The organism is Kibdelosporangium phytohabitans (assembly GCF_001302585.1).
GTDB classification, from domain to species: Bacteria; Actinomycetota; Actinomycetes; order Mycobacteriales; family Pseudonocardiaceae; genus Kibdelosporangium; species Kibdelosporangium phytohabitans.
In genome coordinates this window covers 9,194,216-9,207,138 of record NZ_CP012752.1, presented here as the reverse complement: position 1 = coordinate 9,207,138, position 12,923 = coordinate 9,194,216, and the positions used below count along the sequence as shown (strand labels likewise).

10 protein-coding genes are annotated in these 12,923 nt (G+C 67.3%); 4 read left to right on the top strand and 6 right to left on the bottom strand.

Going from position 1 to position 12,923, the window contains the following annotated elements; translation table 11 throughout:
• Positions 1–24 precede the first annotated feature (24 nt).
• From AOZ06_RS41075 to AOZ06_RS41065, 3 genes are all read left to right on the top strand, one after another.
• On the top strand, positions 25–1,482 hold the full coding sequence (locus AOZ06_RS41075; RefSeq protein ID WP_054294303.1) for an FGGY-family carbohydrate kinase: 1,458 nt from the start codon (positions 25–27) through the stop codon (positions 1,480–1,482).
• 37 nt (positions 1,483–1,519) lie between these two features.
• Entirely contained in the window at positions 1,520–2,077 is a 558-nt protein-coding gene (locus tag AOZ06_RS41070; RefSeq protein WP_054294302.1) for a TetR/AcrR family transcriptional regulator, read from the top strand.
• 186 nt (positions 2,078–2,263) lie between these two features.
• Entirely contained in the window at positions 2,264–2,584 is a 321-nt protein-coding gene (locus tag AOZ06_RS41065) for a DMT family transporter (protein ID WP_054297297.1), read from the top strand.
• A gap of 550 nt (positions 2,585–3,134) precedes the next feature.
• Here AOZ06_RS41065 and AOZ06_RS41060 read toward each other — a convergent pair.
• Both AOZ06_RS41060 and AOZ06_RS41055 read right to left on the bottom strand, forming a co-directional pair.
• Positions 3,135–4,022, bottom strand: coding sequence for a hypothetical protein (locus AOZ06_RS41060; protein ID WP_157233523.1), 888 nt, complete (start codon positions 4,020–4,022; stop codon positions 3,135–3,137).
• Positions 4,023–4,171: 149 nt separating this feature from the next.
• Positions 4,172–5,359 (bottom strand): nitric oxide synthase oxygenase, encoded by a 1,188-nt coding sequence (locus AOZ06_RS41055; RefSeq protein ID WP_236951902.1) that lies wholly within the window; start codon positions 5,357–5,359, stop codon positions 4,172–4,174.
• 165 nt (positions 5,360–5,524) lie between these two features.
• On the opposite strand from AOZ06_RS41055, the gene AOZ06_RS41050 reads away from it, so the two are divergent.
• Complete coding sequence (locus AOZ06_RS41050; protein ID WP_054294299.1) at positions 5,525–7,609, top strand: beta-propeller domain-containing protein; 2,085 nt, start codon at positions 5,525–5,527, stop codon at positions 7,607–7,609.
• 47 nt (positions 7,610–7,656) lie between these two features.
• Here the strand turns inward: AOZ06_RS41050 and AOZ06_RS41045 are convergent, their stop codons facing one another.
• From AOZ06_RS41045 to AOZ06_RS41030, 4 genes are read right to left on the bottom strand one after another with little or no spacing between them, the layout of a single operon-like run.
• A complete protein-coding gene (locus AOZ06_RS41045; protein WP_054294298.1) occupies positions 7,657–8,634 on the bottom strand; it encodes a prenyltransferase/squalene oxidase repeat-containing protein in 978 nt (325 codons plus the stop codon).
• Positions 8,631–9,338, bottom strand: coding sequence for a class I SAM-dependent methyltransferase (locus AOZ06_RS41040; protein WP_054294297.1), 708 nt, complete (start codon positions 9,336–9,338; stop codon positions 8,631–8,633). Before AOZ06_RS41040 ends, AOZ06_RS41045 begins: the two co-directional genes overlap by 4 nt.
• Positions 9,332–10,459 (bottom strand): glycosyltransferase family 4 protein, encoded by a 1,128-nt coding sequence (locus AOZ06_RS41035; protein ID WP_054294296.1) that lies wholly within the window; start codon positions 10,457–10,459, stop codon positions 9,332–9,334. The genes AOZ06_RS41040 and AOZ06_RS41035 overlap by 7 nt, the downstream gene beginning before the upstream one ends.
• A gap of 3 nt (positions 10,460–10,462) precedes the next feature.
• The gene (locus AOZ06_RS41030; RefSeq protein ID WP_157233522.1) at positions 10,463–12,913 is read right to left on the bottom strand and encodes a tetratricopeptide repeat protein; all 2,451 of its coding nucleotides are present in this window, start codon (positions 12,911–12,913) and stop codon (positions 10,463–10,465) included.
• Positions 12,914–12,923 lie beyond the last annotated feature (10 nt).

Genomic DNA, 12,923 nt, shown 5'->3' with positions numbered 1-12,923 from the left:
GCTGAAGACGGAGTTGATGAGCGGGTGCTGATCGGGATCGACATCGGGACATCGAGTTCCAAGGGGGTGCTCGTCCGTCCGGATGGGACGATCGTCGCCCGCGCGAGCCGTCCGCACACGGTCTCGTCACCGCGGCCCGGCTGGGCCGAGCACGACGCCGAGGCCGTGTGGTGGGCTGACTTCGTCGCGATCGCGGGTGAGCTGGTCGCCGCGGCGCCGTCACCGATCACCGGTCTCGGTGTCAGCGGCATCGGCCCGTGCCTGCTGCCCGCGTCGGCGGACGGCAGGCCGCTCAGGCCCGCGATCCTGTACGGAGTGGACACCAGGGCGACAGCGGAGATCGAGGACATGACCGCGTCGCTGGGTGCCGAGGCGATACTGCGGCGCGGCGGAACCCCGTTGTCCAGCCAGGCCGTCGGCCCGAAGGTGATGTGGCTGGCACGCAACGAGCCGGACGTCTTCGCACGAACGTCGTTGTTGCTGATGGCCAGTTCCTACCTCGTTCTCCGGTTGACGGGCCGCTATGTGCTCGATCACCACTCCGCGAGCCAATGCGACCCGATGTACGACATGCACACGGCCGACTGGGCGCGGGACTGGTGTGCCGACCTGGCGCCGGACCTGACGTTGCCGGAGTTGTTCTGGCCCGGTGACGTCGTCGGCACGATCACGGCGGCAGCCGCTGAGCAGACCGGCTTGCCCGAAGGGCTGCCGGTGACCGCGGGGACGATCGACGCGTGGGCCGAGGCGACCAGTGTCGGCGTGCGATCGCCCGGCGACGTGATGGTCATGTACGGCACGACGATGTTCGTGATCAAAGTCGAGCCGGAACCCCGGCCGCACCCGGCGCTCTGGACAACCCAAGGCGCCTTCGAGGGCACGTACTCGCTCGCGGCCGGGATGGCGACCTCGGGTGCGATCACTGACTGGCTGCGGCAGTTGTTCGCCGGGTCGTTCAGCGACTTGGTCACCCGCGCGGCCGCCGTTCCCGCAGGCAGCCGGGGACTGCTGATGCTGCCGTACTTCGCCGGGGAGCGGACGCCGATCTTCGACCCGGCCGCGCGGGGAGTGCTCGCCGGGCTGACGTTGAGCCACGGCCAAGCCGAGATCTACCGGGCGGCGCTCGAAGGCACGGCGTACGGCCTGCGGCACAACCTCGAGGTGATGGGCGGTGCACAACAGCGGGTGGTCGCGGTCGGCGGCGGCACCCAGGGTGACCTGTGGGCGCAGATCGTCTCCGATGTGACAGGCGTGCCGCAGCAACTGCCGGCTGAGACTGTCGGCGCCTGCTTCGGCTCGGCGATGTTCGCCGCATCGGCCATGGGGCACCCCGTGGCCGACTGGAACCCGCTGGCCAGGACGGTGACGCCCGACCCGGCGCGGACAGCGAAGTACGACCTGTTCTACGAGCACTACCGGGCCCTGTACCCGGCGACTCGCGACCTGGCCCACTTCCTCGCGGCGGACCAGCTCGGCAACTAAGTGGTCACGGTGTCCGCTTAGGTGTACGGTGGGTGCCATGAGAGCGGACGCGGCGCGGAACAAGGAGAAGGTGCTGTCGGCCGCCGCACTGCTGTTCGCGACCAAAGGCGCGCGGAACGTCACGATGGCCGACATCGCCCAAGCGGCGGACGTCGGCCGCGCGACGCTGTACCGGCGCTACCCGGACGTGGCCTCGATCGCGACAGCGCTGCTCGACGCACACGAACACGAACTGCAGGAACAACTGCTGCGCGGCGACCCACCGCTGGGACCGGGAGCGGCCCCGGCGGAACGGTTGACGGCGTTCTACGCGGCGATGGTCGAACTGCTCGAACAGCACCACGAACTGGTACTGGGCACCGAGGTCGGTCAGTCCCGGCTGCGGACCGGCGCGTACGGATTCTGGCGGGCGCATGTGCGTTCGCTGCTGGTCGCGGCGCAAGTGCCGGAGGCGGATGCCCTCGCCGACTCGCTGCTGGCTCCGTTGGCGCCGGATGTCTATACGTACCAGCGGAAAGAACATGGACTGTCGACGAAGGAGATCATCGTCGGCCTTGAGCGCCTCGCCCATGGCGTGCTGGGTGGTGGCGAATGATGTGCTGTTGTGGACAGCGGCGGGTTTGCCCTGAGATTTCCGGATGCCTCTCGCTGGGCTTTCTGTGATGTTGTCAATACAGGCGGGATGACGCCTGATCACGTTGGTGTGCAGGGGAATCACGACATAAGACTGCGCGGCTGATGACCCTGCGCGGTTCATTTTCCAATGGTCTATGGAGTTGTCATGGCTTGGCTGGTCTTGCTCGCCGCTGGAGTTGTCGAAGTGGCGTGGGCGTTGAGCTTGAAGCCGACTGAAGGCTTCACCCGGTTGGGGCCGACGGTTCTGTCGCTTGTCCTCATGTGTGCCGCTGTATACCTGCTGACAGTGGCTGTACGGACCTTACCCATCGGGACGGCTTATGCGGTCTTCACTGGGATCGGGGCTGCCGGAACGGTAGTCGTCGGCATTCTCGTCAGCGGCGATCCACCCACGTTTGCGAGGATCGGGCCGATTGTGCTTATCGTGTCAGGGGTTGTGCTGCTTCGCGTTCTCGCCGAGGGCTAGAGCCCGTCCTCAAGGTGACGTGGTCAGTGATGAGCAACGGCAGACGAACCAGCGTTAGCTCGGTTTGCCCGGCGCGCGATCCGCTCGCCCCCTGTGTGTGACCGGTGATGCGGCGGGCGCTGGCGGAATGCTGGTGTGCCCGCACGATGCTGGAATTCACCGACGCCTCCCGGTCCAACTCGTCGATCGTCTCGGCGATCATCCGCGCTGTGGACACCAGCATGGTCAAAGTGCCGTCGCGTGACCAGCGCCAACGACCGGTTGTCGTCGGTCTTCCACGGCCCATGGCGTTCTGGCAGGTCCCGCCAAGTCACTCACCGTCGAAGTCCTCCGCGACCCCATCCCGTCCTGCCCCACATCGACCACCTCGGCACCGTCGTGCGCGCTACCGGCATCGACATCACCTTCCGGTCTTGGCCTTCACCATCCCGTTGATCACCCGCCGGTCATCCACTCGAGGCCGCCCTTCGCCCCGGACACCGGTAACCACGCCTGGATCGCCTGCCACTGCTCGTCGGTCAGCTCATGCCTGCGCACCACAAATCCAAGATCAAACCAGACCCGCCACATCACCTTCGAGGACCAGCGCCAGTGCGATCTCGGTCAGGCCGGGTAGGTCGGCGAGGACCCAGTCGGCCTTCTTGCGGCGGTCGTCGGCAGTGAGCGCGCCCAGATCTGCCAACAGGGCGTGGAAGGCATTCAGGCGGTGGTCGATTGGTCTGTCTGCCAGGGAAAGTTTGGTCAGGCAGCGACAGTAGGTCGCCACGATCCAGAAGACGGCTTCACGGTGCAGGCCTGCCGCGATCGAGTCGTGGGAGGCGTCAATGCCGGTGGGGCGGGCACTTTCCGTTATGTCGGAAGCGAATCTGTAGTCCGCTGTTACGGCTGTGGCCGCGTCGAACACGGTTGTCAGTGCGTTCAGGTGATCGGTGACCTGGCCTTGGGTCAGGTTTGCTGAGCCGAGACGGTGCAGGAGGTGTTCGTGGTAGTCGAGTTTGTCGTTTTCTCGCAGTAGCTCTCGGACTGCGGTGTACCTGCGTCGGATGGTCGGGTTTCGCAGGGCTGCGACCAGTAACACGTGTGTTGTCACGCCTGTGCCGAACAGCCAGTTCGTCACTTGGCCGGGCAGTGGTGCGGTGGTGTCCATTGTGGTGAGACGGTCGCGGATTCGGTTCATGGCGTCCGTGCAGCGGGCTTGGATCCACTCGTTGTCGCCAAAACGCCGGGCCACCTCCGTGTGCAACGCGGTCAGGTGGCCGGTCGGATCGGCGAGGATGCCAGGCAGGTGCAGGTTTCCGGCCAGGTGGTAGTCGCTCAGGACGGCTTCCGGCGAGCTGAGCCGGCTCGTGCTCATCGCCGACACCTCCAGCAGAACACCCCCGTACCGGAACTTCCCTGGTGGAAGTCTGGCCGGGTCGCCATCGATGGCGATCATCACGTCAACATCGGAGTCCGCTGGGTGTACGGCATCCGCCGGCGCCCACAGCGCTGAACCCTGGAGGAAGGCACCCGCGAACCCCAGAAGCAGGACGCCTTCGGTCTCTGTCCATCGCCGGGCCACTTCCCGGGCCTCGGAGACACGCATGGTCAGGTGGAACGAGTCGTGTTGTCGTACAGGTAATGCCAGATGGGTCTCGGTGTCTCCGGGAGCGGACTGGCGGGGAGAGGTGCCATGGACACGCCGTGGGTACCGCGACGCGCGGCGTCGTCATCGAGGACGAACTCCGGCCTCAGCTGCTCGATGTCGTAGTAACGGTGGAATACGGGGGTCTGTGAACCGGTCATGGGCGGCACGATCCAACTCCAGTCGGCCGGGCAGGTGCGCCCCGCACGCTGTTCTTTCTCCAGATGCTTGATGAACCGGCCGGATTCCGTGTGGTGATCGGTGATGGTGACATCCGCCGCGGCATACGAGTGCAGGACGGCCCGGTTGAGCTCCACCATCGCACGGTCCCGCCACAACGTCGTCTCGCTGCTGGTATCCAGCTCCAGCCTGCGGGCGACCTCGGGAAGCAGGTCATAGCGTTCGATGTCGGCGAGGTTGCGCGCGCCGATCTCGGTCCCCATGTACCAGCCGTTGAACGGCGCGGCGGGATAGGAGACTCCACCGATGACGAGCCGCATGCTGCTGATGACGGGGACCGCGTGCCAGCGCAGCCCGAGTTCGGCCAGCCACGGCAGGTCAGGGTGGGTGATAGCCACCTCCTGGAGCGCGTCGGCCGGTAACTCGTACAGCTGGACACCGGCCTCGGTTGTCTCGATCACGAGCGGTAACACGTCGAACGCGCCGCGTGGTTCGGCCGGCCGCCAGCCGAGTTTCACCACCGAGTCGGTGAAACCCAGGTAGCGGGGATCACCAAGCACACCACCGTCCTTCTTCGGGTACGCCGCATAGCGAATCAGTTGCTCGTTCCAGATCCGGGGCGCCGGGCGTCCCGGCGCCTGCGGGGCGAAGACCGAGATCATCGGCCGGATCTTGCCGCCGTTCCACGCCTGCCTCAGGTGCCGGACACAGTGTTCGGCGATGTCGTCGGCTGCCCGGATCGCCCGCAGATCACGCACCCGCAGGCTCCGCCAGTACAACCGGCCGATGCACCGGGCGCTGTTGCGCCAGGCGAGCTGGGCGCCGTACGCCAGTTCGGCAGTCGTGTGCTGATAGGTGCCGGTCAGGTCGATCTCCGCCATCACCCACGCCACCCGCCGGTCCACGTCACCGGCTGATGGGTTCTCCGCGTGGAACTGCTGGAGGAACTCCGCCGCCGCGGCTGGGTCCACCGGTTCGTCCGTGGCAGGAGGTGGTAGAGGAGACTGCCCGGATGACTGGGGTCGGTCATCGGCCTGCCACGGGCCGGGTCTGTCGCCGCTGACGATCACCGTCGAAATCTAACCGTTATCAATATCGTCGGCAACGCATTCGGGCAGTGTCACCGTCTTGTGTGTATGGCAGGGAAAGCAGGGCTACCGAGAGTCGGCACGTCGAAGATCGTCACCGGAGCCGCGATCGCGGTCGTCATCGGCGGCATCGTCGCCGCGGCCTCAGTCAGCGGCACAGCGGATTCCGGCGCTGGTCAGTACCCGGACACGGTCACCGACCTCCCTTCGGGTGCGATCTCCCTCGTCGCGTTCGACTCGTGTGAAACAGCGTTGTCCGGTCTGCGTCAGGCCGCGTTGCCGTACATCGGCCCGTACGGCTTCGGTGGCGGATACGCGCTGAGCAGTGGCGGGGACGTGGCTGTTCCCGCTGCGCCGAACGCGGCCGGATCGGCCGAAGGGCCACGGTCCCAGCTGCCGAAGCGAGAACAAGCACAGGACAGCGCGGGCGCGCCGCAGCAGGGCGGCGCTCAACAAAGCCCAGGGCATTCCTCGACCAACAACCATGAACGCAACGTCGACGAGCCGGACATCGTGAAGACTGACGGCAAACGGATCGTCTCCGTGGTCGACGGGAAGCTCAAGGTCGTCGACGTTGCCTCCCGCAAGATCACCGGAACGCTGGACACGCCTGATCTGCACGTCTCGCAGCTGCTCGTCTCCGGTGACCGCGCGCTGCTCGTGGCAAACCAGGACAGCGTCATCTACGACGGGCCGGCGCCGATCGCGCCCGACAGGCCCACGCGGCCCGGACACCCCGGTGGCGGCTGGGGATCCAAGATCGTCCTCGTCGACCTGGCAGGCACGCCGCGAGTCCTGGGCACCTTGGCGGTAACCGGTGGGTACATCGACGCTCGCCAGATCGGCACTGTGGCGCGGGTCGTCGTGCGGTCGCAGCCGCAGTTGAAGTTCTCCTATCCGGACAGGTCCGCACAGTCAGAAGCCTCCGCTCTGCAACGCAACCGCGAAACGGCCACGAAGTCGACGATCGACGAATGGCTGCCCTCGTACCAGCTCGACAGCGGGGGCACGAAGTCCGAAGGCAGGCTGGTCGACTGCGGCAGGGTCAGCCACCCGAAGGACTTCTCGGGCGCCGCGATGCTCACCGTCCTCACGATCGATCTGACCAAGGCGCTGGACAAGGGCGATCCAGTGACGGTGGCCGCGGACGGCGACACCGTGTACGGCACGGACCAGAGCCTGTACATCGCCGATGACCACTCCAGCCGCGTCATACCGATGCGGCCGGGCAGGCCCGCGCCCGACGCCCAGCCGGCGCTGGGCAAGACCCAGATCCACAGGTTCGACATCACCAGCAGCGGACCGCCGAGGTACGCGGGTTCCGGCGAGGTCGACGGCACGTTGCTCAACCAGTACTCGCTGTCCGAGCACGAAGGGCACCTCCGGGTCGCCACGACCATCGGCCCGGCCGGTGGGTGGATTCCGCCCGGCGACACCAGGTCTGCGCCGCAGACGCAGAGCGCGGTCACCGTGCTTGCCCGCGGGGACAAGGGACTGACGCAGGTCGGCCGGGTCGACGGGCTGGGCAAGGGGGAACGCATCTACGCCGTGCGGTTCTTCGGCCCGGTCGGGTACGTGGTCACCTTCCGGCAGGTGGATCCCTTGTACACGCTCGACTTGTCTCAGCCTGCCAGGCCGCGCGTGGTCGGCGAGCTCAAGATCACCGGCTACTCGGCCTATCTGCACCCGGTCGGGCCCGGCAAGGTGCTCGGTGTCGGGCAGGAGGCCAGCGAGCAGGGCAGGCGCCTCGGTTCCCAGGTCTCGCTGTTCGACATCAACAACCTGGCCACGCCGAATCGTCTTGCGCAGCAGCAGATCGAAGGCGGCACGTCCGAGGTGGAATACGATCCGCACGCCTTCCTGTACTGGCCTGAACGCAACCTCGTCGTCGTTCCGGTGATGGGCGCCAGGGATCCGGGCCTGCGAGGAGGCGGTTACCAGGCGATGAACTACGCGCTGGTCCTCAAGCTGGAAGGGAACGCCATGACCGTGGTGGGGCGCGTGTCGCACCCGGTGGGGACGATCCGGCGGTCGATCGTGATCGGTGACGAGTTGTGGACGGTGTCGGACGGCGGCCTGATGGCCAGCGATCTGGACAAGCTGGGACAACGGGCTTGGATACCGCTGAGGTGAGTTCTCGCGCATGCCTCCACGCTACTCGAACGCGTGTTCGACCGTCATCACTCGATCGGGTAGCGTGGTTTCCTCTGTAGCACAAGGGAAAGTGGTTTGAACGCGCCATGTGTCGACGGGTCGTCACGCAGCGCAGCGGTGGCGAGCAGCACGGCGCCCGCGGTCCACGTGGTGCGTTCCTCCGGCCAGACGACCTGATTGGCGAACTGGTAACCAGTCCAATGGGAACCGTCGGCGTGGCGCAGGTGCGAGATGTCCGCGAGTAGTTGCGCCGCACGGGAATCGCCGCGCAACGCGAGCGTGAGCGCGAGTTCGGCGGTCTCCCCGCCGGTGACCCAAGGCTGGTCGGACACGCACCGGACACCGAGGCCGGGCACGACGAACCGGTCCCACTGGGCCGAAAGCCGCTCGTCCGCAGCGGATCCGGTGACGACACCGCAGAGAACGGGGTAGTACCAGTCCATCGAGTGCGGCTTGGCCTCGAACACGTCCGGGCGATCGCGAATCGCCGAGCCCAGTTCGCGCGCGGCGGTCAGCCAGTCCGGCCGAGGGCTACCGACACGTGCGGCTATGGCCGCGGCGCACAGCAATGCCTGGTGGATGCTGGAACACCCGGTGATGAGGAAGATCGGCGACGAGTCGCGCCACCGGACGGCACCGTCGGACGATCGCAGGCCGAGTACGAAATCGATGGCCGCACGAACGGTCGGCCACAGTTCGGTGAGGAACTCGGTGTCCCGGCAAGCCAACGCGTGGTGCAACACGCCAACTGCGATGTAGGCGACGAAGTTGGAATCCTTGGCGGGATCGGTGACTTCTCCGGCACGGTACTCGGCATACCAGGATCCATCGGAGTTCCGGACGCGCGCGAGCCAACGGTAGGCCGCCGCGGCCTCGGCGTGGAATCCCGAGACGTCCAGCCCCATCGCGGCTTCGACGTGGTTCCACACGTCCGAAGGTCCGCCGGGAAACCACGGAATCGCGCCGGACGGCTCCTGGACGGAGGCGATCCACGCACCCGTCACGGCGCGGTCTTCCGCGCGTAGACGACAAAGCTCTTGCCCAGAAGAGGATTCAGGGCGCGTTCCACCACCCGGACCGACCTCGGCCGCTTGATGATCTCCCACAGCAGGAAACGGTGGTACAGCCGGACAAGCGCGGTCTCCTCCTCCGGCCCGACCGCGCATTTCAACCACCAGTAGGGTGAATGCAACGCATGGGCGTGGTGCGTGAACACCGGCTCCAATCCGGCGTCACGCAGCCGCCGCATCAGCTGACGGCGGCGGTAGATGCGGACGTGACCGCCTTCGACCTGGTGGTAGGCATCGGAAAGCGCCCAGCACACGCGTTCCGGCCACCACCGGGGCACGGTCACCGCGACCAGTCCACCGGGTTTGAGAACGCGAGCGGCCTCGGTGATCATGGTGACGTCGTCGGGTACGTGTTCGAGGATCTCCGCCGCGATCACGTGGTCGAAACTCGCGTCGGGGAACGGCAGAGCGAGCCCGCTCGCCCGGACGGCAGCCGTCGCGCCGGACGATTCCCCGACCTCGGCCATCGCCGCGAACATGTCGCGGACGTCCTTGAGATCGGCACCGGCCAGGTCCAACGCGATCACGTCGGCGCCGTGTTTCGCGGCCTCGAAGGCGTGCCGCCCGCCTCCGCAGCCCAGGTCCAGCACACGATCGCCGGTCCGGATCCGGAGACGCCCGAAGTGGACGGTCAGCAAGTGAGCAGCTCCCGGTAGCAGTCGGCGGTTTCCTCGGCTGTCCGGCGCCAGCTCAACCGGCCCGAACGCGCGATTCCCCGTTGCCCGAGCGCCGCGCGGCGACCCGGATCGTCGAGCAGATCGAGCAACGCCCTCGTCAACGCGGCGGAATCACCCGGAGGCACGAACACGCCCGCGTCGCCGATCACTTCGGGCAACGCCCCGCCGGTGGTGGCGACAACCGGTATCCCGCAGGCCATCGCCTCGGCGGCGGGCAGCGAGAATCCCTCGAACAACGAAGGAACGCACACGATCTCCGCGCTGCTGAGGAGCGAAGCGTATTCGTCTGAGGGAAGGTTCGACACGAAGGTGACGCCGGGCGCTGGTTCCGCGCGTCCGACGACCACCAGTTCGCATTCGCGCTGCCGACGCAGCTGCTCGGAAGCCGCCAGCAGATACCGGAGTCCTTTGATCGGGTCGTGCGAACTGGCGACACAGACGATCCTGCCGGGAACGGTCTTGCCCGGCCGGAAATCCGGATCGGCGGCGAGCGGGGCGACCCTGACGCGTTCGGCCCGGACGCCCATCCGCGAAACGATCTCGGCACGCGAAGCCGCCGACACCGTGAGAATCAGCGGAAGCCGCCGCGCGACACGGCTCTGCATTCGCGTGAAGGAATACCACCGTTCTGAACCGGGCTTGAGATCGCGGTCGACGGTGACCGGGTGGTGCACGGTCGCCACAGCCGGAATTCCGAGACCGAGCAAACCGTAGCCGAGGCTCTGGTTGTCGTGCACGATGTCGAAACGCCGGGATGTCAGATATCGGCGGACCCGCACGGAGAACGCGAGCGGTTCGGTGAACCGCCCCGACCGCATTCCGGCGAACTCGATCCAGTCCGGCAGCCGCCGCAGTTCGTCGAGACGCGGTGTGCGGAACGGATCCGGCTCGGCGTAGAGATCCAGCGCGGGCACTCGCGTGAGCCGGACACCGGCGTCGACCACCGGGTACGGCGGTCCGGCGACGACTTCGACCCGGTGCCCCAAGGCGACGAGCTCACGGCTCAGGTGTCTGATGTAGACGCCCTGGCCACCGCAGTGCTCCTTGCCGCGATACGACAGCAGCGCGACCCGGAGGCTCACCGTTCACCCGCCGAGTTCGCGCACCCTTGCCTCGATCTTGACCGTTTCCGGGTGGTTGTCCCTGCGGTGCAGGCGTTTCGACCGTTCGACGAACGGCTTGAGCCCGGCCGGATCGTCCCAGTAGAGGAAGACACCGACCCCGACGGCACGCGGATCGTCATCCCTCAGCCCTGCCACGAATTCGGCGAGGCGGCGTTTGTTCTCGAAAAACAGTGGAGGGGGGTTGCCTGATTTGAGGGTGTGGAAATCGTAGTTCAGCCGGGCGTTGATGGTCACCTCGTGGTCCGGTCCCAGTACCTGTTCCGCGTCCGGGATCAACTCGGCCGACAGCCGCGCGGAATTCACAGCGTCGCCCAGCTTTCCGGTGGCGACCGCGAGGAGGTGCCGGGCGTGCAGCGTTTCCTCGTGCCGTGCCCCGAGTTGCCTCGAAGCGTCTTCGATCACCGAACGCAGGTGCGCCACGGCCTGTCCGGCCTCGCCGGTTTCGAAAAGCAGGTAACCGATGTTGTTGCGGATGACGAACAGCTCGGGGTCGTCGACCGCGAGGACCCGCTCCGCGCGCGGCAGCAGCACCTGGAATTCACGGGAAGCCTCGGCGAGCTCGCCGATCTTCACCATGGACGTCAGGTACCGCGCGGTGGCCACGATCGTGGGCCGGAAGTCCGCGCCGGGCGCGATCCCGAGGTTGTCGCGCCACAGTTCCCACGTCGCGTGGTTCTCGGCGGGGACCGAGGAACCGCGGCTCTCCAGGCATTCCACGATCTCGTCGTGGCGGTCGGCGTACCAGAGGTGCTCGGCCAGCGCGGCGTCCGCGTAGACCTGCTCCGGGCTGCCGGATGCCCGGTCGGCAGGCGGCGCCAGGTCCAGCAGCGCGTCGGCGATCGCGGAGTGCGCGTGTGGGTTGCCGGACCCACTGCCCGCGTACACGACGGTCTCCCGGGGCGTGCCGGGCTCCAACCGGGTGACGAAGTTGTTCTGCACCAGCAAATCCCGGACTGTGCTGAGTGGCTTTCCGCTCGCGGCGACCAGGACTGTGGTCGGCACCCGGGCGTTGCGGGTCGTGGCCAACAGGTCGACCAGGTCCAGTGGTCCTTCCGAGCGCGTCTCGTACGGGCGTTCGTCCGACTCGTCGCCGTCGGCCGGGGACTCGGGCTCAGCGTCGGAAGTGGGCTCCGGGCCGAGCCAGACCGTCACCGCGCCTTGGGCGGGATACCGCGTCGACAGCACGACTTGAGCTCGTACACGACCCAACGCGGACCGCAGACGGCCGCTGACACCCATACCGACCTGGTCGATCCCGTCGACGGCGATCCGGGCCGGAGCGCGGCACAGTCCGAGCGGCCCCGACACGGCGCGTTCGAACGCGTCCGCTGCCCGCCACTCGGCGGGATCCACAGTCGACTCGAAGTCACGCGCGGCGTCGGCGAAGCCCGGCACGTTCCGGCTGAGCTGCCTGGCCAGTTCGACGGCGATCCCTTCGAAGGTGTCCGTACCGGACAGGAAGACGACCGCGTCCATCAGCTTCGGCGGCAGCAGTTCGGGCGCAACCGACGGCCGGGCGAGCGCGGCCATCAGCCGGGATTTGCCCGCACCCGCCCGCCCGGCCACGGTGATCGTCTCGACGCCCATCATCAGGTGCCCGACTAGCGTCCGCAGTTCCTGCGGCACAACGTAGTCCCGCGTCAGCCGGTCGATCAGGTCGGCCGCCGGGTTGTCGGCGGCCATCGACGAACGCCACGTCTCGGAGGTGTTCATGGCCAGCCACAGGCCCTCGTCGCCCGCGGTGATCTCCCGCCTGCCGTCGAACGCCAGGTGCACGGCGGTCTGCGCCGGGCACAGCCCGGACAGCACGACTTTCATGTCCGGGCAACGCAACCGCTCGCCCAGCGCGGGATGGCCGGAGCGCAGCACCTTCACCAGCTGCTTGCTGAAGCAGCCGTTGGCGGCGGTGCGCTCGTCGGACGCGGTGAGCACCTCGAAACGGCGGCCTGCCTGGCCGACGATCTGGATCCACCGGTTGCCTGCCTGCTGGGCGGCGATCCCGGCGTGGCAGGTGTCCAGCAGCAACACCAGGCCGTCGAGCAGCGAATGCTGCCCGAGCAGTTCACGGATCCGCTGGGCCAGCAGGAAAGCCGTGCGGCTGGTCGGCGGCAGTGTGGTGTCGCTGACCAGGAAGTAGAAGTCGTCGTAGGTGTACTCGCCGTGCCCGACCAACGCGATGAACAGCGTGGCCTCGTCCTCCGACGCGCGCTCGAAGGCCTCGGTCACGGCGTCGTCCAGCTCGGTCACGGTCGGGTCGATGAGCACCGGGCTGTCCTCGATCGCGGATACGCAACCGCCGATCGAGGGATCCAACAGGGTTTCGGCCATCTCGTGGGCGGCGGCGGGCAGGAACGACAACGGGTTCAGCCCCTGGCACTGGGACGCGATCACCAACGCATGCCTTCTTCCCACACGGTCACGA

Bases quoted from the DNA above. Each gene is read 5' to 3' on its own strand.
- AOZ06_RS41070 (WP_054294302.1), top strand. From the start codon at position 1,520: ATGAGAGCGGACGCGGCGCGGAACAAGGAGAAGGTGCTGTCGGCCGCC.
- AOZ06_RS41065 (WP_054297297.1), top strand. From the start codon at position 2,264: ATGGCTTGGCTGGTCTTGCTCGCCGCTGGAGTTGTCGAAGTGGCGTGG.
- AOZ06_RS41050 (WP_054294299.1), top strand. From the start codon at position 5,525: ATGGCAGGGAAAGCAGGGCTACCGAGAGTCGGCACGTCGAAGATCGTC.